This window comes from Staphylococcus sp. MSU001 (assembly GCF_052976705.1).
Genome location: NZ_JBRIKK010000008.1, coordinates 51,911 through 74,679, shown reverse-complemented (window position 1 = coordinate 74,679; position 22,769 = coordinate 51,911). Strand labels below are relative to the sequence as shown.

The window sequence follows — 22,769 nt, the reverse complement described above, 5'->3', positions numbered from 1 at the left end:
TATCCCTCCCTTACAATACGCGTGGACCAGATGTTTTCTGATCACGTACGTTAACTTCTAATTTTCTTACAGGAATTTCAGTAAAGTGTTCAACATTACTTTTGATATCAGCACGGATACTCTCTGTTAAACTCTTAACTTGAACATGGTTTGGTACGAAGAAATCTGTTTTGATGTCAATGAATGATTTATTCTTTTTGTTATAGAGCTTACTTACAACGTTTGGTTGTCTAACTTGATCATATTTAGCGATTGTATCGTAAATTGTTTTTTCAACAGCTTTACGTGATACGTAAATATGTCCATCATCAAAGTCTTTATAAAGTCCAGGTTTGCGATGCGTAGGTTTAAAAATACTAAGTACTAATATAAGTCCTATTAATATAAGTAATCCTGCAAGCCCAATCAATAGTGGTTGGAACCAATTAAATTGTAAGAAGTAGTCTTGATAACTTTGAATGCGACTATCATCTATATACATAAATAATAGGAAGCCAACTATAGCCACAATGAGTAAGCCGAGAATAAAATTCTTAAGTCTTTTCACCTCGCACGTCACCTCCTTAGCAAAAGTTAATTTTAGATTATACATCAATTAGGTACCCTATAAATATTTTTTAAAACATTAATAATTCAAATTGATATCTAATTTAAAATATATTTAAAGAAGTACATCTTACAATCGTTATTCCCTATTTTTTTAAAAGAAAACCAGGATTAAGCAAATTAATTTTATTTTCATTATAGAGCTTTTAAATTTTAATATATAGTTTTTCATGTCTGTGTTATATATGTCTGATAACGTATAGATTGTTCTTTTATTGGAGATTTGTATTAGAATCGAATAATTGCAATAACCATTAATGAAAATGTTAATAAAATCACTATAAGCTATATTGTAATGACTTTATGTTACTGCGTGTAGGAACAAAATATTACACCAACTTATATAAAATAATATTAATCACTAGGCAGGAACTAAGCATATTTAAACACGATTGGTACAAACAGTAGACTTAAGTATGAATATCATTATTCAAATAAAGTAAAAGTGCTTAAATTAAAATTCATGGCTATAGTCTACTAATACACTACATCAAAAGATTAAATATACATGTTCTATCACACTCTGTTTGAAATGATTAATAATTTCAAATGACAAATATAAAAGCCTGGAACATCAAATGTTCCAGGCTTTTATGGTGTATTAATGATTAATCACTGCGTTAAAATAAACGCTTATCTCGTATCGATTATGATTCATATTAAAACTTTAAACTGAATTAGGATAATAAATGTTGTCGCCTTTTCATGCATATACTGACATTTATATAACGTTTTTTACTTAAGATTGATAACAAGCTTACCAATCATAGAATGAGACTCTAAAATTTGATGCGCTTCATAAAGGCTATCTACATTTAATCCGTTGATAACTTTCGTGGTAGTTGGTTGATAATATCCCTGTTCAACCTTTTCTGCTATATCCTTAAGATATTCATGGTGTTTGATTACATCATCTGTATGGTGTAATGGTCTTGAAAACATAAATTCATGCGTAAATGTTACACTTTTAGATTTCAATAAATTTAAATCTTGTTGCGAATTAAATGCGACAATTGTCGCAATATGTCCTCTAGGTTTAACTAAGTTAACCATCATTTCATAATACTTATCTGTATCAAATGTACAAAAGATATAGTCAACACCCTCAATATGATTATCTTTAAATTGTTGACGTAAATCTTTCCTATGATTCAGTACAATATCAGCACCCATATTAATAGACCACTTTATAGTATCCTCTCTCGAAGCAGTTGTAATAACCTTCAACCCATAAAATTTCGCTATCTGTGTTGCAATACTACCTACACCACCTGCTCCATTAATTATTAACAAAGATTTACCTTTATTTTCAGAAGGATTTTTTGAAATCCCAAAAACATCGAAAAGCGTTTCATAAGCTGTTAGCCCAGTTAAAGGTAGGCTAGCTGCTTGTTCACTTTTCAAATTTTTAGGTGCTTTAGCTACTAAATACTCCTCTATTAATTGGTATTCTTCATTCGAACCATTTTGGTTAGGGGAACCTGAATAAAAAACGACGTCCCCTTCTTGAAACATTGACACTTGATCTCCAATCTTTTCAATCACACCAACAGCATCAAAGCCAAGTACACGTGGCGCTTTGTCAACTGGCATCGTACGCTGTTTTGTATCAACAGGATTCACACTAATACTTTGAACCTTGACTAATAATTCATGGCCGGATGGATGAGGTATATCAAAGTTAAATTCCTCAAAACAATTTCCTTCATCTAATTGGAATGGAGATTTAAATCCTATCGCTTTCATAGTGCCACCTCTTTAAAATTATTTAATTTTATTATATCACTTCAATTTACTACTTATAGTGTAAACGTTTTATCGTCAAATAAATTAATGCTTTGTTTTTATTCACTTGCCACTTTAATAACTTGTTTACCAAAATTATCACCAGTTAGCAAATTTCTAAAGGCTTGCGGTACTTTATCAAAACCATCTTCTACTGAAACTTGTGTTTTAATTTTATTCTCTTGAACCCATTCAGCTAATTGCTTGCTCGCTTCTTTAAAATTATCAGCGAATTCCGCTACTAAGAAACCTCTCATCATTGCTTGATTTTTAATCAATGTTTGCTGAATGCGTGGCCCAATGTCTTTTTCTGGATGATTATAGGATGAAATCGCACCACAAACAGGAATTCTTGCATGTGTATTGAGATGTTTGAAGACTTCATCGCCAATATATCCACCTACATTTTCAAAGTAGACATCTATACCGTTAGGCACCGCTTCTTTTAAGGATTCAGGGAAGTTATCTTTTTTGTAATCGATACCAGCATCAAAATGAAGTTCTTTTTTTAGATAGTTCACTTTTTCATCTCCACCTGCTATACCAACGACTCTGCAACCTTTAAGTTTCGCAATTTGGCCCACAACTGAGCCAACTGCACCTGAAGCTGCTGAAATAACTACTGTTTCACCTTCTTTAGGTTGTCCGATATCAAGTAGTCCATGATAAGCTGTCTGACCTGGCATCCCCAACACACTAAGATAAAGATGTAATGGTACGTCAGAAGAAGGTACTTTGTTAACATACTCACTATTTACTGTATTGATTTTTTTCCAAGGAAGCATGCCCACTACTATATCACCTTCATCAAAATTACTATCCTTGGATTTTAAAACTTTAGATACTGTATGTCCATTAAAAGGTTCCCCTTGTTTGAAAGGATCTACATAAGAATCAGCATTTGTCATACGTCCCCTCATATATGGATCAACCGATATATATAATGTTTTCAATTGCAATTCGTTTTCTGAAGGTTCAATAACATCTATATCTTCATATTTAAATGTATCGTCTTGTGGCATTCCGTCTGGTACTTTATTAAATATTATTTGTTCATTATTCATATCATCATCATCCTTATAATAATTGTTTATGCTTTTATGTTTCCCTAAACAATTCGATCGCAATCATTACATATCATTTGTATAATATATAATAGTATTTATAGTATCGTGAATATAAATGAATAGGAGATGTGTGTTCATGAGATTAAGTTTACTTGATTATGTCCCGTTGTTCGAAGGGCGTAGCCCAAATGACGCCCTAAAGCATAGTATTGAATTAGCCCAACACGCTGAGAAACTTGGGTACTTACGATACTGGGTTGCAGAACATCATCAAGTTTATTCTGTTGTTTCGAGCGCACCCGAAATAATAATGATGTCAATTTTAGAACACACACAACACATCAGAGTTGGTAGTGGAGGTGTGATGTTACCACATTATAGTCCTTATAAAGTAGCTGAACAATTTAAAATTATGGAAGCAAGACACCCCCAACGTATCGATATGGCTATCGGGCGTTCGCCAAGCTTTAAAAATGTTAATGAAGCATTAAATGAAAACAAAAATAAAAAATTACCATTCAATACTCAGATTACTGATTTGCTTAAATACTTCAATAACGATACATCTCATGACCATCGTTTCAAATCATTATTAGCCACACCTATGGTTACTTCATTTCCTCAGCTATATATTTTAGGTATGAGTAATAGAAGCGCAAAATTAGCCGCTCAGCGGGGACTACCTTTTGTTATTGCACGAATGGGACAATCTGAGACTGACCTTCATGAAGCTATAAGCACTTATCGAAAATATTTCAAAGCTTATCATGGTGAAATTAATAATGCAAAACCATATGTTATTTTAGCAACTTTTGTAGTAACAGCTCCTAATTTGTCTAGAGTTAAACAATTGCTACATGCGCTTCAACTTTGGTTGATGCGTATTAACTATTTAAATCAACCTAAGAGCTATCCATCGATTGAAACAGCGCAGAGCAAGCATTATAGTCAACGAGAATTAGAAAAGCTTGAAAAGATGAAATCAAAAATCATATACGGAATGCCAAATGATGTTGCGGAACAACTTACCTTACTTCATCAACAATTTAAAGTGGATGAAATCCTCATCTTACCTCATGTATTTGGTGAAGACGCTAGAATGGAATTAATTGAGTTAATTGCGAATGAATTGATTCCATCTTATTCACGCGATGAATTTTAGACTATTACTAAAAGACGCACGATTGATTCACTTGAAAGTCAAGTTATCATTCAATCGTGCGTTTTGTTTACTACTTTTAAGTTCCCCATAAGAATTGTATGATTTTATTTGCAACATCTTTATTCTCATGTAATTGACTATGTTGTGCCTTTGCACCTTTAAATTTCATTTCTTGATAAGACTTAGCGCTACCTCTTAGTAAATATTGAAGCGATTGAGAAGAGCTATTTGACACACGTCCATCTGAATGTGAGCCATCTTGTAAATCTCCGTAGATATTTAAAACTTCTATTTCCTTACCACTATAAATCTTATGCAATGATAACAATTGTCGATATGCGGGATTCATTCTACTTGGTTTTCCCTGTTTATCTATGATAATTTCATTCACTTCCTCATTCATATTCAAAACCCCGTTATAAACTCCCGCTATATTAACTTCTTTTTTAAGTTGTGGCAAATGCAGATCGTCTCCATAATTTTTCATGTAAAAAGCAAATGACATGTTCCCCATTGAATGTCCTACAAAATTAAATTGTTGAATTCCAAATTGACTTTTTAGTTGTGATAGAATTTCTTTAATCCAGAAAGCATTTTCTTTAAAATTTCCATTTTTATTATCTTTAAATTCTACTTTGACAATAGGGTTAGCTGCATCTTTACTTAATTTTTTATCAAAATATACTTTTCCTTCACGACTTACTCTAGCGGTTATCACTTCATTGGTTACATTTTTATTTAATGCTTGTTTGACCATAAACGTTTCTGAACGTTCGCTACCACCATAACCATGTAAAAAAAGTGTTGCCGTTGTTTTTAATTTATTATTAGAATATTGAGTCGAAATGTATGATTGCGATTGAGTTTTGTTATAAATAATAAATAAAACTAATACTGTCGTAGATAAGATTGTAAATAATAGAATTATGAATTTTGACTTCATCATTAGCCCTCTTCATGTTTATTTATTAATTATACTATTACTAGTAAAAATTTATTTGATTTATGGGATTACTTTAAAATAATCTTAGTTCAATAAGATATATCACAATGAGACATAACTCTATTTTAAACTACTTTACTTGAAAAAGAATATACGTAAAAAAACGATTATTTCCAAATCATTTTCATTGGAAATAATCGTTTTTGTTTTAAATACTTTAATAAGTGCTCTTAGTCAACTGTCTTTTTTCTAGTTAATATTTAGCTTTTATTTAATTTCTTTACTCTCTGCAAGTTCTTTGTACCAATATGCACTTTTTTTAGGGAATCTTTCTTGTGTTTCAAAATCAACATAGAATAAACCGTATCTTTTTTCATAACCATTTGACCATGAAAATACATCCATTAGAGACCATAAGAAGTATCCTTTAACATTGGCACCGTCTGCAATCGCATCTGCTATCACATTTAGATGCTGTTTAATATAGTCAATTCGTGCATCGTCATGTACTGTTTTTTCTTTTTCATCGAATACATCTTTATATCCTAATCCATTTTCAGTAATATAAATCTTATGATAATTTGGATAATCTTTTACTACACGCATAATTTGGTCATATAAACCTTGTGGATAAATCATCCAATCCCAATCGGTTCTAGGAACATCAACATCAAATTCACGTTGTCCTACACCTTTAAGTTGATACTTAGATCCACCTTTATCACCAGTAGCATTATGCGTTATTTCAGATTCACCTTCATAACCACGCATCCAGTCACTCATATAATAATTAATACCTAAGAAATCGTTTAAATCCTTAGCTTCATCTAAAATTTTGTAGTCTTCATCAGAAATCTCTAATTGACCACCATTCACAGATAGGATGTGTTGTACTCCTTCCATCGTTTCACGTGAGTACTTACCAAGGTATGTTGCATCTAAAATAAATTTATTATGAATAATATCTTCAAGTTCGGCTGCTCTCACATCTTCAGGATTAGATGGATCATATGGATATTTTGTAGGTAATGCATGGACAACACCTATTTCTCCCTTATAATTTTTATCTTTAAAAAGTTTAACAGCACGTGCGTGTGCAACCATCATATTATGATGAGATTGGAATACTTTTTCAAAGTCATATTTGATACCTGGAGGGAATTTACCAACTAAATATTGACCATCACCAATTGGCCCAATTTCATTGAATGTTGTCCAATACTTAACTTCTGGAAATTCTTTGAAACAAAATTCAGCATAATCTACAAAATAATCTATAGTTTTACGATTTAAGAAATCTCCATCTTTGTGAAGTACTTCTGGTGTGTCAAAGTGATGTAATGTTACAAAAGGCTCGACATGACGCTTATGACATTCTTTGAAAAGGTTATGATAATACTCGACACCTTTTTGATTCACTTCACCGTAACCTTTAGGAAAAATACGAGACCAAGCAATTGAGATACGTATACCATTTACACCAAAGCGTTCACTTAATTCCAAGTCAACAGGATATCTGTTATAAAAATCACTTGCTGGTTCAGCTGTGTACCAATAATTCTCCTCTAAATACGTGTCCCAAGCGACACGCCCTTTACCATCAGTCTGAGTAGCTCCTTCTGCTTGATATGCAGCGGTTGCTCCACCAAAAATAAAGTCATCAGGTAATTTCTTAGTCATATATAAAACTCCTTTTTAATTGTTAAATTGTTGTTTTACAAATTCTAAAGCCGCCTCACCGTCTCTTGTTAACTTGATATATTGAGCGCCTTCAGTTTTGGCTAATTTAATTCCTAAGCGATCAGTATCTTGTTTAATATCTTCATAATTAGAAGCAACTTGTGGTGCTAAGATAATTAATTGATAATCTTTCATAATATCCATATGTGCACCATAACCACCTGCTGCTGCTTTTACTGGTACTTCATACTCTTCAGCAGCTTTATTTAAAGCATTAGCTAGTAAACCACTTGTACCTCCACCTGCACATAAAACTAAAACATTTGTTTGTTCACTAATAGTATCTGTAGAGGATGTAGAAGTTGTTTCATCAACTGAAGATGTATCATCAGTATCCGCTTCACTTGCCCCTGCAGTTGCTAAAATAGCATCGGCTTTTTTCGTATCAAAGTTTGCTGATACTTTTTCTTTTAATTCATTATTTGCTTCTTTATTTCCTAATTCTTCTTCAAGCACTTGTTCATCGTATACTTTTAAGAATGGATAGTAAATGATCACATCAACAACAATAAGTAATATTGCTAACACAAATGACCAAAATGCAAATCCAGTCCCCATAACAATACCGAGTGGACCAGGAGTAGTCCAAGGTAAAAAGATACTAAAACTATTCATGTTTAAGACATCAACAAAAAATTTAAAAATCCATATGTTTACTATAGGTGCAAAAATAAAGGGTATAAAGAATACCGGATTTAGCACGAGTGGGGCACCAAAAAGTATGGGTTCATTGACACCAAAGAATGTAGGTACGACTGATGCTCTACCTATCGCTTTATTTCTTTTTGATTTTGTTAACCACATAAACATAAATGGAACAACTAATGTTGCACCGGTTCCTCCCATAGTTGCTACGAACATCTGTGTACCCGGTGTAATCACTTTATCAGCATGTTCTCCAGCTTGTATTAAGTGTAAATTTGTTTCAAGGTTCGCATAAGTAATTGCTGCAATCGCTGGTTCAACAATAGAAGGTCCATGAATACCTACAAACCAGAAGAACGCAAACGCACCGAATATGAGTGTAACCCCAATCCAACCATCTGCCGCAGTAAATAGTGGCTCAAATACTTTTAGTACTGCATTTGCTACATTCGTGTGAACTATTGCTCTAGAAAGTAAATCTAAAGCATACAAAATTAAAATAACTGCTGATAAAGGGAAAATATCTTTAAATACTTGAGATATATTTGGTGGGACTTCTTTAGGCATTTTAATGGTAATATTTCTTTTGACAAAGAAATTATAAACAATCACGGTAATAAAAGCGGAAATAAAGGCTGTCAATAAACCTTTTGTACCCATAAATGCACTAGAAAATCCACCATCTTTAACAGGATCAGCAGCTAAGAATAAAAATCCACAAATAGCTGCCATCATTGTCGAAATAAAGTTAATTTGATTCGTTTTATCTAGTTTTCGATTGTAAGAATCAGTTAAGGATTTAGCTGTGGTTCCTGCTACAAGCAAACCAACTATTCCCATTGTATAGTTATAGGGTTTCATCAATATACCTTCCATTGTTTTACTCCAAGTAAAACCAAACACATTTGGTACATAGGTAATTAAAATAAATATACTTGAGAATAAGATAATTGGAATAGCAGCAATAAATCCATCACGAATCGCTCTTAAATAGATATTTCGTGATATTTTTTCAAAGAAAGGCTTTCCTTTTTCTATCCATGCTATTAATTTATTCATAGGGGTCAGCTCCCTTTTTTGTATAATTCAATTAAATGCTTCATTAAGTCCTTTAAAAGTAATGTTGTCATTAAATGGTCTTGACCATGAATCATAGTGATACTATATGCGATATCCTCCCCTTTAGCCTCTTGAGCTAGAAGATTAGTTTGTGCTTTATGTGCATTGGCAATACATTCATTCGCTTCCTCTACAAGTTGTTCTGCTTTATCAAATTCACTATCTTTAGCGGCATTTAAAGCTTCTAATAATTTTGAACGTGCATCCCCAGCATAGGCAACAATTTCAAATCCGAGTAATTGTACCTCATCTCTATTCATTTGAATATCCTCCCTTACATTATTTGTTTTTCCATGATGTAGCTGTTGTTTTCAATACTGTATTCAAATCATCAATATTTTTAAATCCTACCGTACGCAACCATTCTCTAGCAGCTTGCTCTCCTTCTTCAATGTATACCTTAACTGCTCCTGACCATGTGGCACGTCCACATAAAACACCATTGAATTGCGCACCAGAATCATGCGCAAATTTTAATGTATCTTGGAACAATTCCGCTGATACACCTGCACTTAAATAAATATATGGTAAGTGAGTAGCTTCATCTTGATCACGGAAATGTTGTGCAGCTTCTTCTTTAGTATAGACAACTTCTCCTTCTGAAAATCCTTCCACAAAATTCATATTCACAGGTACTTCTACTTTAAGTACATCCACATTAAAACGATCTTCAGAGAATAACTTCATTGCTTCATTAACTTTATGTGGCTTGACTTTAGCGAATTCTGCACTTTTATTGTCAGGAATATTGTCGTCATATGTTAAAACTTCCAAGAAGAAAGGAATATCTTCGGCAACACATTCTGAACCAATTCTTTCAATATATGCTTTCTTTTGTATATTAATTTCTTCTGTGTCATCTACATCATAATAAAGTAAAAATTTAACTGCATTGGCCCCTTGCTCTTTCAAACGTTTCGCAGACCATTCTACCAAGCAATCTGGCAAGCGACCTTTCGCATTCACATCATATCCAGTTTTTTCGTATGCAAGTAATAGTCCGCAGTCATTATTTCGAGCATCCGATGCTGGTAAACCATATTCTGGATCCAATAAAATTGAAGACGCATATTGAGTTAATTCTTCGGAAACAAGTACTTTTAATTGTTCTATTTGCTCTACTGTTGGTGTTTCAGATTGATGTTCTGCCATCATTCTTTTTAATGCACCACGTTGATCAAATGCTAAAGCTGAAATAATACCTTCTTGATTACTTAATTTCTCAATTGATGACACTTTTTGTTGTGATTTTGTCATAAATTACACCTCTATAACTTCTATTTGTTTGAATATTTCGTCAAATTCATCTGTATTAATATGACCTGTTTGTTGTTCCATTGCATTTAGCATTCCGAATGCATTTGCTTTTTTTAATAACTCTTCATCGGTTTGTTGATGAATGAGTGCAGAAGCAATACCTGCTACGGTGGAATCTCCTGATCCAACAGGATTAACTACTTTAATGTTGGGGATATTCACCTTGTAAAATTTATGATTATGTTTTGCAAAAGCACCTTCACTGCCCAATGAAACAATAATCCATTCAATATCATTAAATATTGGCTGACTTACTGCCGTTTTCAATTCTTTAATATCACTTGTTACTTTGTATTTTAAAAGCTGTGATAATTCATATATATTAGGTTTAATTACTGTAGGTTTCACATTACTAATAAGAACTTCCTCAAGTGATTGACCAGAGCTATCTAAAATGGTCAAAATTCCTTGTTCTTTTGCTAATCTCACAATATCCGTATAATAATCAGTATTAAGTCCTTTGGGCAGACTACCAGACATAACAGCCACATCAGTTTCTTTGAAAAGTTTTAATAGATGTGACTTGAATTCCTCTGATTCCTTAAGTTCAATCGTGGGACCCTTTTCAAGGATCTCAGTTTGTTGTCCCTCATGTAGTATCGCAATACAATTTCGTGTTTCGCCTTTGATTTTGAAAAATGCTTGTTTAATACGAGTAGTTTCTATTTGTTCTTCAATATATTGACCTAATGCTCCACCTAAAAAACCACTTGCTATTACGTCTTCACCAAATTCAGACAATACTCTAGTAACATTTAATCCTTTACCGCCTGCTGTTTTGCTTGTTTGAGATACCCTATTAACAGTATCTAAATTAAACTGATCTAAAGGATAAGATATATCAACTGAGGGATTTAAAGTTAATGTTAAAATCATTGGACATCATCCTTAATCGTGATATTCACCTTTATTCCATTTTTCTAAGAACTCATCGAAGAAATGTGGATCAGTTTGGTCATTGTTATGTGCTTCTAAATGATTGATTTTAGCAATTAATTTTTTATTTTCCTCAGTAGGTTTGTACTCTGCCTCAATGAATGCATCAACGATGTCGAAAATAAATAATTCACCTGCTACCTTACCGCCAAAACTTACAACATTTGCATTTAACTCTTCTTTAGAATAAAGCGCTGATGTCATATCTCTAACTAAAGCAGTTCTAACACCAGGTACTTTGTTTGCAGCGTTACTAATTCCTACACCAGTGCCACAAATACATACACCTAAATCTGCTTCACCACTCGCAACTTTTTCTCCTACCTTTTTTCCATAAATCGGATAATGTGTACGTGTAAAATCATAAGTTCCAACATCTATCACTTCGTGTCCCTGTGATTTTAAGTGTTGTGAAACTTCCATTTTTGTATCAGTAACAATATGATCGCAACCTATTGCAATTTTCATTTTTATTCCTCCTATTAACACATTTTATTTAACATATCTACGCGGATTTGATGACGTCCACCATCGTAATGACCATTGACAAATTCTTTTGCGACATTTTTAGCAAGCGTATCTCCAACAATTTCGGCTCCCATAGTAATCATGCGTGCATTATTATGACTACGTGTCATGTAAGCTGAACGCTCATCTGAAACCTCAGCCGCAATCATTCCCTTAATTTTAGTTGCAACAATAAAACTACCTGCACCATAGGCATCTATAGCAATACCTAGATTGTCGTCGGACTTTTGAACTTCTTTAGCTACAGAGACTGTAGAATCAACAAAGTCTAAATCTTTTCCTTCTGTGACATCTAAAACATCATAATCGTTGTCTTCCAAATAAGCTTTAATTAATTCTTTTAAGCGTTTGCCATCTACATCTGAACCAATAATAATCGTCATAATAAGTCTCCTTTTTTGAATTAAGGTGTTTAAACACATGTATTTTTGAAAAAGCGCTTTCAAATCTTTACACCTAAATTATAAACATATTCAAACAAATAATCAACACATATCAAACAATTGTCACGTAATTTTGTTTGATACATGTTGATTTAAAAAGAAATTATTGTTTTTCTCCATGTAAAATGTTTATTTAAACAAAAAAACAGCAATAAATTTTAAAAATTTATTGCTGTTTTTACTTAAACTAGATATTTAATTTTACAATTCTTATCACTTGATTTTAATACTTTATAATAATGTTTAATTGACATAATCATTATGATCACTTTAAAGGCAATATGCTAAGGACATTAACTAATAACCTCAACATATGATTCTATTTTTTCTTTCTTTTCCATGTCATTATTATCTGTTAAAACTGCATTGAGTTCACGAAGCTCACAAAATGATGAAAAATCATCCTTACCAATTTTTGAAGAGTCAATCAGTAAATATTTTTCCAACGAATGGCTAAGTGCAATTTGTTGCGTATAAGCCTCTTCTATTGAGGATGTCATAGCTAGACCATCTTTAACACCATTACTACTAAAAAACATTTTACTAAATCTTAGTTGACTTAATAATTGATTTGTCATCTCACCTACAAATGCTTCAGTTAAATCACGCATTTCTCCACCTAATAAATAGACTCTGAAATGCAACGTTTGTTTTTTCATTAATATATTAAATACTGGTAAACAATTAGTAATAATCGTTAATGAATAATGATTTATTTCTTCAGCTAATTTTTGAACCGTAGTACCAGGGCCTAAGAAAATAGTATCTCCATCTTCAATTAAATCTACTGCATTCTTTGCTATAAATCGCTTTTCTTCAATAAAACGTGTATGTTTTTCTTGATGCGACATTTCTTTATATTGGAAAGCTGAATTACTACGAGCGCCACCATGTATTTTAGTGAGAACACCTTTTTCTTCGAGCTCAGCAAGATCACGGCGCACAGTCATATCTGAAACATTTAGATCTTCGACAATTTCGTTTGTTCTTACAGAACCTCTTTTATTTACTAATTTTGTGATTTCATCTAATCTATCATATTTGTTCATTTATTTATTCACTTCCTATAATTACTATATATCATAATATTGAAACAGTTTCATTATTTTAGAAGTTTATCATTTACTATCATACAAATTTAAAATCGATATTGTATATTTTAAATATCACATTTTTTTATATAATTATTTTGATTTTTCAAAAATACTACCGATTTTCATTAAAAAGTTAGAAATACCTTCTATCATTACTTTAAATCATAACATGAATTCTTTAATATTAAATTATATTGCAGTTGATAATAAATGAATACTTACATAATATCTATGATAATGAGGTGAAAACAAATGAAAAAAACAGATATTCAACAGTTAAAAGATATCGTAAACAACTCTAATCAAATTGTTTTCTTTACAGGAGCTGGTGTTTCAGTTGCAAGCGGAATTCCAGATTTTCGCTCAATGGGTGGCTTGTATGATGAAATATCAAAGGATGGACAGTCTCCAGAGTATTTGCTTAGCATCGATCATTTACATGATAATAAAGAAAGTTTTATAAACTTTTATCATGAAAGACTTTTAATTGCTGATAAAAAACCTAATATTGTTCATCAATGGATAGCACAACTGGAAAATCAACAAAAATCACTTGGCGTCATCACTCAAAATATAGATGGTTTACATGAAGATGCAGGAAGTCACAATATTGATGAGCTACACGGCTCACTTAATCGCTTTTATTGTATTAACTGTTATGAGGAATACTCAAAATCATATGTCATGACACAACATCTCAAATATTGTGAAAAATGTGGTAACGTCATCAGACCTGATATTGTTTTATACGGCGAAATGTTAAATCAAAAAACAGTATTCAAGGCATTAGATAAAATTCAACATGCAGATACACTCATCGTATTAGGTTCATCACTTGTTGTACAGCCTGCTGCTGGTTTTGTATCAGAATTTAAAGGTGACAACTTAGTTATCATCAATAGAGATGCAACTCCATATGATCATACAGCTAGCCTAGTTATACACGATGACATGACTAGTGTTATAGAAGAAATAGTAAATAGTAATAGTTAAGTAACATAGAAGTCAAATTAAGTTCAAAATCCACTACTCATGCACCAAAATCAAACACGTCAAGTCGGTAGAATTTCTTGATGACACTTCCTTATTTTAGGGCATAGCATAGTATTGAAAAAGCTTGAATATGGTGTGCTTTTTAATTGAATAATCTAAATCCTACGCAACAATAAAGACTGGGACATTTAATTGTCCCAGTCTTTAATTATAAAAAAACACTTCCCAATAAATGGGAAGTGTAAATGTTGTTCGCCAAAAATTAACGTTTTGAGAATTGTGGAGAACGACGTGCTTTTTTAAGACCTGGTTTTTTACGTTCTTTCATACGTGGATCACGAGTAAGTAATCCAGCGCGTTTTAAAGAACCTCTGTATTCAGAATCTGCTTCTAATAAAGCACGTGCAATTCCATGTCGGATTGCTTGAGCTTGTCCAGTAAATCCACCACCATGTACGTTAACTAAAACATCATAGTTACCTTTAGTTTCAGTAACATCAAATGGTTGATTTAAGTCTAAAATTAATGATTCGAATGGTAAGTAGTCACGTACATCACGTTCGTTAACAGTAATGTTACCTTCGCCAGGTACTAAACGTACACGTGCTACTGAGTTTTTACGACGGCCTGTGCCTTTATATTCAACTTGTGCCAATGTAATTTCCTCCTTCTAATTAACCACGTAACTCGTAGTTTTCTGGTTGTTGTGCAGCGTGTGGATGTTCAGCGCCACCATATACAAATAATTTTTTACCTTGTTTTTCACCTAAGCGTGTACTTGGTAACATACCTTTAATTGAAGTTTCTAATAAACGTTCAGGATTTGTTCTTTTTAATTCACCAGCAGAGATTGATTTTAAACCACCTGGGTGATTTGAATGACGGTGGTACATTTTATCTTGTTCTTTGTTACCAGTAAATTCAATTTTAGATGCATTAATGATAATTACATAATCACCAGTATCAACGTGTGGTGTATAAGTTACTTTATTTTTACCGCGTAATATAGCAGCTACTTCTGATGATAAACGACCTAATGTTTGGCCTTCAGCATCAATAACATACCATTTGCGCTCAATGTTTGATTCATTTGCCATAAATGTTTGACGCATAATAATTGTCCTCCTAAAAATAAATGCTTCGTTCATTATTGCAGTGCGAATAAATCACATTCGAACCTATGTTTATTGCACTAACAACTATCATTATTGTTACGATTTAAAAGCGTAAGATTTCATTTATTTCATTAACTGTTGTTCTGCTTTGCTTATATATCTTGTAACACAATAAGTTTCCGGGGCTTATCGTGGGGTGATATAAAACAATACCGTTAATAATCATATAATTTCACAGTACTTTTGTCAATGACAATTAGTGTTTTTCCAACGATTTTTTGTAGTGTATTTTTATATCTTTCCCATATTCTTGTATCAATTCTTCTGGGCTTAAATAAATCTTTTCTAAATATAATCCGTCAGGTGGAGCTGTAAGAGGCACATTATTTCTATTTCTGTCCTCTAAGAGCTTAGGGACGTCATTAGGTTCACGCTTTCCTTTTCCTACTTCAATTAAGAAAGCTACCAATACACGGACCATATTATAAAGAAATCCAGAACCTGTTACGACGTAATCAAATCCCTCTTTAGTAGCAACAATTTTACTCTGATAGAGTGTTCTTACTTTGCTTTCAACTTCTGTTTTCTGTGAACAAAAACCGGTAAAATCATGTGTACCTATAAATTCTTGAGCAGCTTTGTTCATTTTATCATAGTCTAATGTTTCATAAACAAACGTTTCAGTACCACTCTTAAAAGGATTTCGATGATTACCTTGATAAACTTTGTAACGATAGCGTTTGCCTACGCAGTCATAACGACAATGAAAATACTCGTCGACATTTCGTACATTTTTAACGTAAATATCATCTGGTAAAGCTCGATTCATCGCATATTGCCATTGTTTGTTATCAATATTCAATTCGGTATCAAAATGAAAGAATTGCTGATACGCATGCACACCCCTATCTGTTCGGCTTGAAGGATGAATTCGTACATGATGTTTATGCATTCGTTTAAGAATCTTTTCAAATTGTTGTTGAACAGTTCGTCCTTGTTGCTGAATTTGAAAACCTAAAAATTGGTTACCTTGATAAGCGATTTCAACTAATATACGCAATATTTACACTCCTGAAAATTTTAAAATAAATAATATAGTAGCGATAGGTATTAAAAGTAAGACTGTTATTGTGTCTTTATATTGCCAATGCAATAACCTATAGCTTGTTCGTTTGATGTTAATATCATAACCTCTGACTTCCATTGCTATAGCTAGTTCTTCTGCTCTTTGAAAGGCAGAAATAAATAATGGAATCATGATAGGTATAAAAGCTCTAATTCGTGTTATTAAACCTCCTGAACTTATTTCTGATCCTCTAGATTTTTGAGCAAGTATAATTTTTTCTAATTCGTCCATTAACGTTGGTATAAACCTTAGAGCAATTGACATCATCATACTCAACTGATGTACTGGTACTTTAATCACTTTTAGAGGTGCAAATAATTTTTCAAAAGCATCTGTTAAATCAATCGGACTAGTCGAAAGTGTCATGATTGTTGCAATCATAACTATAAAAATTAATCTTAATGATATATAAATCCCTTCCATAACACCATTTGATTCAATAGTGATAAATTTCCATTGAAATAATATGATACCTCCATTAGTAAATAATACATGCATAGAAAAAGTGAAAATCAAGAAGAAAAAGATAGGTGTTAATCCTTTAATTAAAAACCAAAAAGGAATGCGTGCTAACTTGATAAATAGGATTAAAAAAAGAAACAACCATGCATATGTACCTAATGAATGACAAAAGAAAATTAAAATAATAAAAAAGAAGACAAATATTAACTTAGCCCTTGGATCAAGCTGATGAACAATTGATTGTAGGGGAAGATATCGTCCAATGATTAATTTATTTTTCATGATGCCACTCCTTATACAACTTCACAAACTCTTCTTCATTCAAAGCAAGTTGTGGAAATAAGATATTATACTTTTTTTCGATATCTTTCTGTAATTTCACCACTTTAGGTAAATCAATATGCCATTTTAATAAACGTGACTTCTGATTAAATAAATTTCTAGGATTTGATTTTTCTACTATCGTCCCTTTATTCATTACTACAACTTCATCTGAATAACGTGCTACATCATCCATATCATGTGAGACAAGAATAATCGTTTTATTTTCTTCTATTTGTATTTTCTTTATTAAAGACATGACTTGGTGTTTACTATTCGGGTCTAACCCAGCAGTCGGTTCATCTAAAATAATTACTTGTGGATCCATAGCCAAAATGGAAACAATGGCTATTTTTCTCATTTGTCCTCCCGACATTTGAAATGGAGAGGATGACATCACATTTCTTGAAAAGCCTAATTCAAGAAGAAGTTGAAAAGCTTTATCTTTAACATTTTTTAGGTTCATATTAAAATTTTTAGGTCCAAACTCAATCTCTTTTTCAACACTATCTTCAAATAATTGGGATTCTGGAAATTGAAATACTACACCTACTTCTTTTCTTATGTAACGTAAGTGCTTGTCTTTAGTTTTACTTGTAACTTCTAAACCATTAATGTTGACTGAACCTGTAGTGGGCTTTAATAAAGCATTCAAATGTTGAATCAGGGTGGATTTCCCACTTCCAGTTTGACCAATAATTGCATAATACTTGCCCTGTTCAAGAGTTAGTGAAATGTCTTTAATAGCTTCAAATTCATAAGGTGTGCCTTGTTGATAAATATAACTCACTTGATTAAATTGTATACTCATAATTTTTTAATCAACCCTTCATAAGTTACATAAGTTGAATCAAAACCTAAAAGTCGATTCATTTTCAAAGGAAATGGTAAGTCCAATCCAACTGATATTAGTGCCTCTTCGCACTTAAAAATATCTTGAGGTGTTCCTTGTTTAAAAACAGTTCCTTTATTCAATACAATGATTTGATCAGCATGCATTGCTTCATCTAAATCATGAGTGATTGAAATAATTGTAACATTATTATTCACTTTAACTTCATTTACAAGGTTAAGTAAAGATGACTTTCCGTGAGGATCTAGCATCGTTGTCGCTTCATCTAAAATCAGCACATCAGGATTAAGTGCAAGTACCCCAGCAATGGCAACACGTTGTTTCTGTCCTCCTGAAAGTGAATGGGGTTCATCATCTGCTTTATTTATCATATCGACTTCGGTTAATACTTGATTAACTTTAGATACCATTACTTTATAAGGAACAAGTTGGTTTTCAAGACCAAAAGCAACATCAAATTTAACTATAGAACCTACAAATTGATTATCAGGATTTTGAAAAACAATTCCGATATGTTTCCTCACTTCTCGCTTATTCTGAGAGTCTATTGGTAGATTTTGGAATAGAATTTGTCCTTCACTTGGTTCTTCTATACCTACCATAAGTTTAGCAATAGTAGATTTTCCTGAGCCATTGTGACCTACAATTGAAGTCCATTGTCCAGCTGGTATTGAAAATGAAACGCGATTTAATGTGAAAGCAGCGTCACTTTGATATTGAAATGATACATCTTTAAATTCAATGATAGGATTTGACTCATTCACATCAATCACTCCTAATATTTTTATATCACTAAACATTCTACAATAATTCAAATTGACTGTATATCAGATATGTATAATTTAATCATTTGTAATATGAATTATAAAAAAAGCTATAGTGTTATTAACTATAGCTTAAATAAAAAAGCGCGCACCCCATCAAATGTTGAGTTCACGCTTAAATAATTATTTAGTTGGATGGGGTACTCTGAGCTAGACAATATTTGTATGTGGCAAACATTATCGTTGCACTCATTTGCTTTATATATAAGTAGTAAATGTGTATTTATTAAGGTTAGACAACTAAGTTATAACTTGTGTCTTAAAACTTGATTAAACTAATTCAATAATTACTGATTCAGCGCCGTCACCACGACGAGGGCCTACTTTAAGAATACGAGTGTAACCACCTTGACGTTCACTATAACGTTCAGCGATTTCACCAAATAATTTTTGAAGAGCAGTTTGTGTAGAGTCATCTTCATTTAAAATTTCAACATTACGTAAAGTTTTAGCAGCATTACGACGAGATGCTAAATCACCTTTTTTACCAAGTGTGATCAATTTCTCTACTAAACTACGAACTTCTTTAGCACGAGCTTCAGTTGTCTCGATACGTTCACTAACGATTAATGAAGTTGCTAAGTCACGTAACATTGCTTTACGTTGATCAGAAGTACGACCTAATTTTCTGTAACCCATGAGTTAACCTCCTTTATCAATCTTCTTTTCTTAATCCTAATCCTAAATCTTCTAATTTATATTTTACTTCTTCTAGAGATTTACGACCTAAATTACGCACTTTCATCATGTCAGCTTCAGATTTATCAGCTAACTCTTGTACAGAATTGATTCCTGCGCGTTTTAAGCAGTTATAAGAACGTACGGATAAGTCTAATTCTTCAATAGACATTTCAAGTACTTTTTCTTTTTGATCTTCTTCTTTTTCAATCATGATTTCAGCGTTTTGAGCCTCATCAGTTAGACTTACAAAGATATTCAAGTGTTCAGTCATTATTTTAGCTGCTAATGATACTGACTCTTGTGGTGTGATTGAACCATTTGTCCAAACATCTAAAGTTAATTTATCAAAATCACTACTTTGACCTACACGTGTATTTTCAACTGTATAGTTTACACGTTCAACAGGTGAATATAGTGAATCAACAGGAATTACACCAATTGGTAAATCACTAGTATTATTTTGTTCAGCTAATGCGTAACCTCTACCCTTATTAGCAACAAGACGCACTTTAAGATGTCCACCTTTAGACACTGTTGCGATTTTAAGTTCTGGATTTAAAATCTCAACATCACTGTCGTGAGTAATGTCACTTGCAGTTACTTCGCCTTCATCTTTTACATCAATTTCTAAAGTTTTATCTTCTTCAGAGTAAATTTTTAATGCAAGTTTTTTAATGTTCATAATGATTGTTGAAACATCTTCTACTACATTATCTACTGCTGAAAATTCGTGTAAAACTCCTTCAATCTCGATGTACTTAACGGCTGCACCTGGTAATGAAGATAGTAGGATACGACGTAAGGAGTTTCCTAGTGTAGTACCATAGCCACGTTCAAGTGGTTCAACAACGAATTTACCGAATTTAGCATCTTCACTAACTTCAATTGTCTCAATTCTAGGTTTTTCAATTTCTATCATTTACAAATATCCTCCTTAAATACGTCGACTAGATTTAAACTGTTTGCTCAGTGACTTGTAACAATACATTTAAAAATTATACGCGACGACGTTTTGGTGGACGACAACCGTTGTGCGGTACTGGAGTAACGTCTCTAATTGCAGTTACTTCTAAACCTGCAGATTGTAGTGCACGGATAGCAGATTCACGGCCTGGACCAGGTCCTTTTACTGTTACTTCTACTGTTTTCAAGCCATGTTCCATAGCTGTTTTAGAAGCAGTTTCTGAAGCCATTTGAGCTGCAAATGGAGTTGATTTTTTTGATCCTTTGAATCCTAATGCACCAGCTGATGACCAAGATAATGCATTACCGAATTCATCAGTGATAGTTACGATAGTATTATTGAATGTTGAACGGATGTGAGCTACACCATTTTCAATATTCTTTTTCACTCTACGTTTACGAGATACTTGTTTACGTGCCATTAAATTTTGCCTCCTTTACCTATTATTTTTTCTTATTAGCTACTGTTTTAACTGGACCTTTACGTGTACGAGCATTGTTTTTAGTTTTTTGTCCACGAACTGGTAAGCCACGACGATGACGAATTCCACGGTATGATGAAATTTCCATTAAACGTTTAATGTTTAAGTTTTGTTCACGGCGTAAGTCACCTTCTACTTTGTAACCATCTACAACTTCACGGATACGACCTAATTCATCGTCAGTTAAATCTTTAACGCGAGTATCTGCTGATACGTTAGCTTCTTCTACAATTTTATTAGCAGTTGAAGTACCAATACCATATACGTATGTTAATGAGATAACAATGCGTTTTTCACGTGGAATATCCACTCCTGCAATACGTGCCATATTAATTTACACCTCTCTTTTATTAACCTTGTCTTTGTTTGTGTTTTGGATTATCACAAATTACCATTACTTTACCTTTACGTTTAATGACTTTGCATTTTTCGCATATTGGTTTTACTGATGGTCTTACTTTCATTTTTATACCTCCCTATATTATGGAGTGACGATTATTTATAACGATAAGTAATTCTACCGCGCGATAAATCATACGGAGACATCTCAACAGTTACTTTGTCGCCAGGTAGAATACGAATGTAATTCATTCTGATTTTACCACTTACGTGAGCTAAAATCTCATGACCATTTTCTAATTCTACTTTAAACATTGCGTTTGGTAAAGTATCTAGTACTGTACCTTCTAATTCAATTACATCTTGTTTAGCCATTGATTAACTTCCCCCTTTTTGCAATAGTAAGGTAATCGTCAATAGACAACTTAACGATACGAATCTATTCGTGATGGTTTAATATAAGTTCAACAAAAATACGGGAATTAAATATCGTTATTTGTCACTCATTCTATTAAATTTAACTCTAATACTCACTGAAACATAGATCGTATAGTGTTGATCTATTATAAATGATCTAAAATATCAATGACATCTTTGGTTACTTCGTCAATATCTTTTGAACCATCAATGTTTTTCAAGACACCTTTGTTGTTGTAATATTCTAAAATAGGCTTAGATTGTTTAACATTAACGCTCAAACGATTAGATACTGTTTCTGGGTTGTCATCTTCGCGTTGATATAACTTTCCACCATCGATATCACATATACCATCAACCTTTGGAGGATTAAATACAAGATGATATGTTGTACCACATTTCTCACAGATACGACGACCTGTAAGACGATTCATTAATTCTTCCTCAGGAACTTCGATATTAATGACAGCATCAATTTCTCTATCAAGCTCAGACATAATTTGACTTAATGACTCAGCTTGATCTATAGTTCTTGGGAATCCATCTAACAAGAATCCTTTTTTTGCATCGTCTTCAGAAATTCTTTCTTTAACGATACCTACAGTAACTTCATCAGGAACTAATTCTCCACGATCCATATATGATTTAGCTTCTTTTCCTAAATCTGTTTCATCTTTAATCGCTTTTCTGAACATGTCACCAGTAGAAATATGTGGTATTGGGAATTTCTTAACAATTTCACTCGCCTGAGTCCCTTTACCTGCACCAGGTAAGCCCATTAAAATGATATTCATAAATGCCCTCCTAC

27 protein-coding genes are annotated in these 22,769 nt (G+C 32.6%); 2 read left to right on the top strand and 25 right to left on the bottom strand.

Going from position 1 to position 22,769, the window contains the following annotated elements; translation table 11 throughout:
• Window positions 1–10 precede the first annotated feature (10 nt).
• The 3 genes from amaP to ACVBFA_RS05450 all read right to left on the bottom strand — a co-directional run bounded on the left by amaP (window position 11) and on the right by ACVBFA_RS05450 (window position 3,455).
• The gene (gene amaP, locus ACVBFA_RS05460; protein ID WP_002458394.1) at window positions 11–547 is read right to left on the bottom strand and encodes an alkaline shock response membrane anchor protein AmaP; all 537 of its coding nucleotides are present in this window, start codon (window positions 545–547) and stop codon (window positions 11–13) included.
• A gap of 794 nt (window positions 548–1,341) precedes the next feature.
• Window positions 1,342–2,352, bottom strand: a complete 1,011-nt coding sequence (locus ACVBFA_RS05455; protein WP_002474903.1) for a zinc-binding alcohol dehydrogenase family protein — start codon at window positions 2,350–2,352, stop codon at window positions 1,342–1,344.
• Between the two features lie 98 nt (window positions 2,353–2,450).
• Window positions 2,451–3,455 carry an NADP-dependent oxidoreductase gene (locus ACVBFA_RS05450; RefSeq protein WP_002490813.1) on the bottom strand — a complete coding sequence of 335 codons (1,005 nt, stop codon included), beginning with the start codon at window positions 3,453–3,455 and terminating at the stop codon, window positions 2,451–2,453.
• A gap of 139 nt (window positions 3,456–3,594) precedes the next feature.
• Here ACVBFA_RS05450 and ACVBFA_RS05445 point away from each other — a divergent pair, with 139 nt between their 5' ends.
• The gene (locus ACVBFA_RS05445; protein ID WP_002490814.1) at window positions 3,595–4,620 is read left to right on the top strand and encodes an LLM class flavin-dependent oxidoreductase; all 1,026 of its coding nucleotides are present in this window, start codon (window positions 3,595–3,597) and stop codon (window positions 4,618–4,620) included.
• Window positions 4,621–4,696: 76 nt separating this feature from the next.
• Here the strand turns inward: ACVBFA_RS05445 and ACVBFA_RS05440 are convergent, their stop codons facing one another.
• The 9 genes from ACVBFA_RS05440 to ACVBFA_RS05400 form a co-directional block, all read right to left on the bottom strand.
• The gene (locus ACVBFA_RS05440) at window positions 4,697–5,563 is read right to left on the bottom strand and encodes an alpha/beta hydrolase (protein ID WP_046044425.1); all 867 of its coding nucleotides are present in this window, start codon (window positions 5,561–5,563) and stop codon (window positions 4,697–4,699) included.
• 267 nt (window positions 5,564–5,830) lie between these two features.
• Complete coding sequence (gene lacG, locus ACVBFA_RS05435; RefSeq protein WP_002447347.1) at window positions 5,831–7,243, bottom strand: 6-phospho-beta-galactosidase; 1,413 nt, start codon at window positions 7,241–7,243, stop codon at window positions 5,831–5,833.
• A 15-nt stretch (window positions 7,244–7,258) separates the two neighbouring features.
• The gene (locus ACVBFA_RS05430) at window positions 7,259–9,007 is read right to left on the bottom strand and encodes a lactose-specific PTS transporter subunit EIIC (RefSeq protein WP_002447346.1); all 1,749 of its coding nucleotides are present in this window, start codon (window positions 9,005–9,007) and stop codon (window positions 7,259–7,261) included.
• 5 nt (window positions 9,008–9,012) lie between these two features.
• The gene (locus ACVBFA_RS05425; RefSeq protein ID WP_001829758.1) at window positions 9,013–9,327 is read right to left on the bottom strand and encodes a PTS lactose/cellobiose transporter subunit IIA; all 315 of its coding nucleotides are present in this window, start codon (window positions 9,325–9,327) and stop codon (window positions 9,013–9,015) included.
• Between the two features lie 19 nt (window positions 9,328–9,346).
• Window positions 9,347–10,324, bottom strand: a complete 978-nt coding sequence (gene lacD, locus ACVBFA_RS05420; RefSeq protein ID WP_002447345.1) for a tagatose-bisphosphate aldolase — start codon at window positions 10,322–10,324, stop codon at window positions 9,347–9,349.
• 3 nt (window positions 10,325–10,327) lie between these two features.
• Window positions 10,328–11,260, bottom strand: a complete 933-nt coding sequence (locus ACVBFA_RS05415; protein ID WP_099774924.1) for a tagatose-6-phosphate kinase — start codon at window positions 11,258–11,260, stop codon at window positions 10,328–10,330.
• A gap of 12 nt (window positions 11,261–11,272) precedes the next feature.
• Window positions 11,273–11,788, bottom strand: a complete 516-nt coding sequence (lacB, locus tag ACVBFA_RS05410; RefSeq protein ID WP_002457936.1) for a galactose-6-phosphate isomerase subunit LacB — start codon at window positions 11,786–11,788, stop codon at window positions 11,273–11,275.
• A gap of 14 nt (window positions 11,789–11,802) precedes the next feature.
• Entirely contained in the window at window positions 11,803–12,231 is a 429-nt protein-coding gene (gene lacA, locus ACVBFA_RS05405) for a galactose-6-phosphate isomerase subunit LacA (RefSeq protein ID WP_002447342.1), read from the bottom strand.
• A gap of 353 nt (window positions 12,232–12,584) precedes the next feature.
• Window positions 12,585–13,340 carry a DeoR/GlpR family DNA-binding transcription regulator gene (locus ACVBFA_RS05400; RefSeq protein WP_002457937.1) on the bottom strand — a complete coding sequence of 252 codons (756 nt, stop codon included), beginning with the start codon at window positions 13,338–13,340 and terminating at the stop codon, window positions 12,585–12,587.
• A gap of 297 nt (window positions 13,341–13,637) precedes the next feature.
• Between ACVBFA_RS05400 and ACVBFA_RS05395 the strand changes: the two genes are divergently transcribed.
• Window positions 13,638–14,378 (top strand): NAD-dependent protein deacylase, encoded by a 741-nt coding sequence (locus ACVBFA_RS05395; protein ID WP_126122173.1) that lies wholly within the window; start codon window positions 13,638–13,640, stop codon window positions 14,376–14,378.
• Window positions 14,379–14,640: 262 nt separating this feature from the next.
• Here ACVBFA_RS05395 and rpsI read toward each other — a convergent pair whose 3' ends face one another.
• The 13 genes from rpsI to ACVBFA_RS05330 form a co-directional block, all read right to left on the bottom strand.
• The gene (gene rpsI, locus ACVBFA_RS05390) at window positions 14,641–15,033 is read right to left on the bottom strand and encodes a 30S ribosomal protein S9 (RefSeq protein WP_074839344.1); all 393 of its coding nucleotides are present in this window, start codon (window positions 15,031–15,033) and stop codon (window positions 14,641–14,643) included.
• A gap of 19 nt (window positions 15,034–15,052) precedes the next feature.
• Window positions 15,053–15,490 (bottom strand): 50S ribosomal protein L13, encoded by a 438-nt coding sequence (gene rplM / locus ACVBFA_RS05385; RefSeq protein WP_001829751.1) that lies wholly within the window; start codon window positions 15,488–15,490, stop codon window positions 15,053–15,055.
• Between the two features lie 259 nt (window positions 15,491–15,749).
• Window positions 15,750–16,553: a tRNA pseudouridine(38-40) synthase TruA gene (gene truA / locus ACVBFA_RS05380; RefSeq protein ID WP_002447339.1), complete on the bottom strand. Its 804-nt coding sequence runs from the start codon at window positions 16,551–16,553 to the stop codon at window positions 15,750–15,752.
• Window positions 16,554–16,556: 3 nt separating this feature from the next.
• Window positions 16,557–17,363 (bottom strand): energy-coupling factor transporter transmembrane component T family protein, encoded by an 807-nt coding sequence (locus tag ACVBFA_RS05375; protein WP_002474898.1) that lies wholly within the window; start codon window positions 17,361–17,363, stop codon window positions 16,557–16,559.
• A complete protein-coding gene (locus tag ACVBFA_RS05370; protein ID WP_002447337.1) occupies window positions 17,353–18,213 on the bottom strand; it encodes an energy-coupling factor transporter ATPase in 861 nt (286 codons plus the stop codon). Before ACVBFA_RS05370 ends, ACVBFA_RS05375 begins: the two co-directional genes overlap by 11 nt.
• Window positions 18,210–19,019 (bottom strand): energy-coupling factor transporter ATPase, encoded by an 810-nt coding sequence (locus tag ACVBFA_RS05365; protein WP_123213802.1) that lies wholly within the window; start codon window positions 19,017–19,019, stop codon window positions 18,210–18,212. Before ACVBFA_RS05365 ends, ACVBFA_RS05370 begins: the two co-directional genes overlap by 4 nt.
• Window positions 19,020–19,349: 330 nt before the next feature.
• Window positions 19,350–19,718, bottom strand: coding sequence for a 50S ribosomal protein L17 (gene rplQ, locus ACVBFA_RS05360; protein ID WP_002447335.1), 369 nt, complete (start codon window positions 19,716–19,718; stop codon window positions 19,350–19,352).
• 16 nt (window positions 19,719–19,734) lie between these two features.
• A complete protein-coding gene (locus tag ACVBFA_RS05355; protein ID WP_001829787.1) occupies window positions 19,735–20,679 on the bottom strand; it encodes a DNA-directed RNA polymerase subunit alpha in 945 nt (314 codons plus the stop codon).
• A 76-nt stretch (window positions 20,680–20,755) separates the two neighbouring features.
• The gene (rpsK, locus tag ACVBFA_RS05350) at window positions 20,756–21,145 is read right to left on the bottom strand and encodes a 30S ribosomal protein S11 (protein ID WP_001829725.1); all 390 of its coding nucleotides are present in this window, start codon (window positions 21,143–21,145) and stop codon (window positions 20,756–20,758) included.
• Between the two features lie 22 nt (window positions 21,146–21,167).
• A complete protein-coding gene (gene rpsM / locus ACVBFA_RS05345; protein ID WP_001829703.1) occupies window positions 21,168–21,533 on the bottom strand; it encodes a 30S ribosomal protein S13 in 366 nt (121 codons plus the stop codon).
• 22 nt (window positions 21,534–21,555) lie between these two features.
• Entirely contained in the window at window positions 21,556–21,669 is a 114-nt protein-coding gene (gene rpmJ / locus ACVBFA_RS05340) for a 50S ribosomal protein L36 (protein ID WP_001829709.1), read from the bottom strand.
• 31 nt (window positions 21,670–21,700) lie between these two features.
• A complete protein-coding gene (gene infA / locus ACVBFA_RS05335; RefSeq protein WP_001829792.1) occupies window positions 21,701–21,919 on the bottom strand; it encodes a translation initiation factor IF-1 in 219 nt (72 codons plus the stop codon).
• 188 nt (window positions 21,920–22,107) lie between these two features.
• Window positions 22,108–22,755 (bottom strand): adenylate kinase, encoded by a 648-nt coding sequence (locus ACVBFA_RS05330; RefSeq protein WP_002447334.1) that lies wholly within the window; start codon window positions 22,753–22,755, stop codon window positions 22,108–22,110.
• Window positions 22,756–22,769: the final 14 nt, after the last annotated feature.

What these genes read in the sequence shown, in the direction of transcription:
- ACVBFA_RS05455 (WP_002474903.1), bottom strand. Translation starts at nt 2,352, where the DNA reads ATGAAAGCGATAGGATTTAAATCTCCATTCCAATTAGATGAAGGAAAT.
- ACVBFA_RS05450 (WP_002490813.1), bottom strand. Translation starts at nt 3,455, where the DNA reads ATGAATAATGAACAAATAATATTTAATAAAGTACCAGACGGAATGCCA.
- ACVBFA_RS05445 (WP_002490814.1), top strand. Translation starts at nt 3,595, where the DNA reads ATGAGATTAAGTTTACTTGATTATGTCCCGTTGTTCGAAGGGCGTAGC.
- ACVBFA_RS05440 (WP_046044425.1), bottom strand. Translation starts at nt 5,563, where the DNA reads ATGAAGTCAAAATTCATAATTCTATTATTTACAATCTTATCTACGACA.
- lacG (WP_002447347.1), bottom strand. Translation starts at nt 7,243, where the DNA reads ATGACTAAGAAATTACCTGATGACTTTATTTTTGGTGGAGCAACCGCT.
- ACVBFA_RS05430 (WP_002447346.1), bottom strand. Translation starts at nt 9,007, where the DNA reads ATGAATAAATTAATAGCATGGATAGAAAAAGGAAAGCCTTTCTTTGAA.
- ACVBFA_RS05425 (WP_001829758.1), bottom strand. Translation starts at nt 9,327, where the DNA reads ATGAATAGAGATGAGGTACAATTACTCGGATTTGAAATTGTTGCCTAT.
- lacD (WP_002447345.1), bottom strand. Translation starts at nt 10,324, where the DNA reads ATGACAAAATCACAACAAAAAGTGTCATCAATTGAGAAATTAAGTAAT.
- ACVBFA_RS05415 (WP_099774924.1), bottom strand. Translation starts at nt 11,260, where the DNA reads ATGATTTTAACATTAACTTTAAATCCCTCAGTTGATATATCTTATCCT.
- lacB (WP_002457936.1), bottom strand. Translation starts at nt 11,788, where the DNA reads ATGAAAATTGCAATAGGTTGCGATCATATTGTTACTGATACAAAAATG.
- lacA (WP_002447342.1), bottom strand. Translation starts at nt 12,231, where the DNA reads ATGACGATTATTATTGGTTCAGATGTAGATGGCAAACGCTTAAAAGAA.
- ACVBFA_RS05400 (WP_002457937.1), bottom strand. Translation starts at nt 13,340, where the DNA reads ATGAACAAATATGATAGATTAGATGAAATCACAAAATTAGTAAATAAA.
- ACVBFA_RS05395 (WP_126122173.1), top strand. Translation starts at nt 13,638, where the DNA reads ATGAAAAAAACAGATATTCAACAGTTAAAAGATATCGTAAACAACTCT.
- rplM (WP_001829751.1), bottom strand. Translation starts at nt 15,490, where the DNA reads ATGCGTCAAACATTTATGGCAAATGAATCAAACATTGAGCGCAAATGG.
- ACVBFA_RS05375 (WP_002474898.1), bottom strand. Translation starts at nt 17,363, where the DNA reads ATGAAAAATAAATTAATCATTGGACGATATCTTCCCCTACAATCAATT.
- ACVBFA_RS05370 (WP_002447337.1), bottom strand. Translation starts at nt 18,213, where the DNA reads ATGAGTATACAATTTAATCAAGTGAGTTATATTTATCAACAAGGCACA.
- rplQ (WP_002447335.1), bottom strand. Translation starts at nt 19,718, where the DNA reads ATGGGTTACAGAAAATTAGGTCGTACTTCTGATCAACGTAAAGCAATG.
- ACVBFA_RS05355 (WP_001829787.1), bottom strand. Translation starts at nt 20,679, where the DNA reads ATGATAGAAATTGAAAAACCTAGAATTGAGACAATTGAAGTTAGTGAA.
- rpsK (WP_001829725.1), bottom strand. Translation starts at nt 21,145, where the DNA reads ATGGCACGTAAACAAGTATCTCGTAAACGTAGAGTGAAAAAGAATATT.
- rpsM (WP_001829703.1), bottom strand. Translation starts at nt 21,533, where the DNA reads ATGGCACGTATTGCAGGAGTGGATATTCCACGTGAAAAACGCATTGTT.
- rpmJ (WP_001829709.1), bottom strand. Translation starts at nt 21,669, where the DNA reads ATGAAAGTAAGACCATCAGTAAAACCAATATGCGAAAAATGCAAAGTC.
- infA (WP_001829792.1), bottom strand. Translation starts at nt 21,919, where the DNA reads ATGGCTAAACAAGATGTAATTGAATTAGAAGGTACAGTACTAGATACT.
- ACVBFA_RS05330 (WP_002447334.1), bottom strand. Translation starts at nt 22,755, where the DNA reads ATGAATATCATTTTAATGGGCTTACCTGGTGCAGGTAAAGGGACTCAG.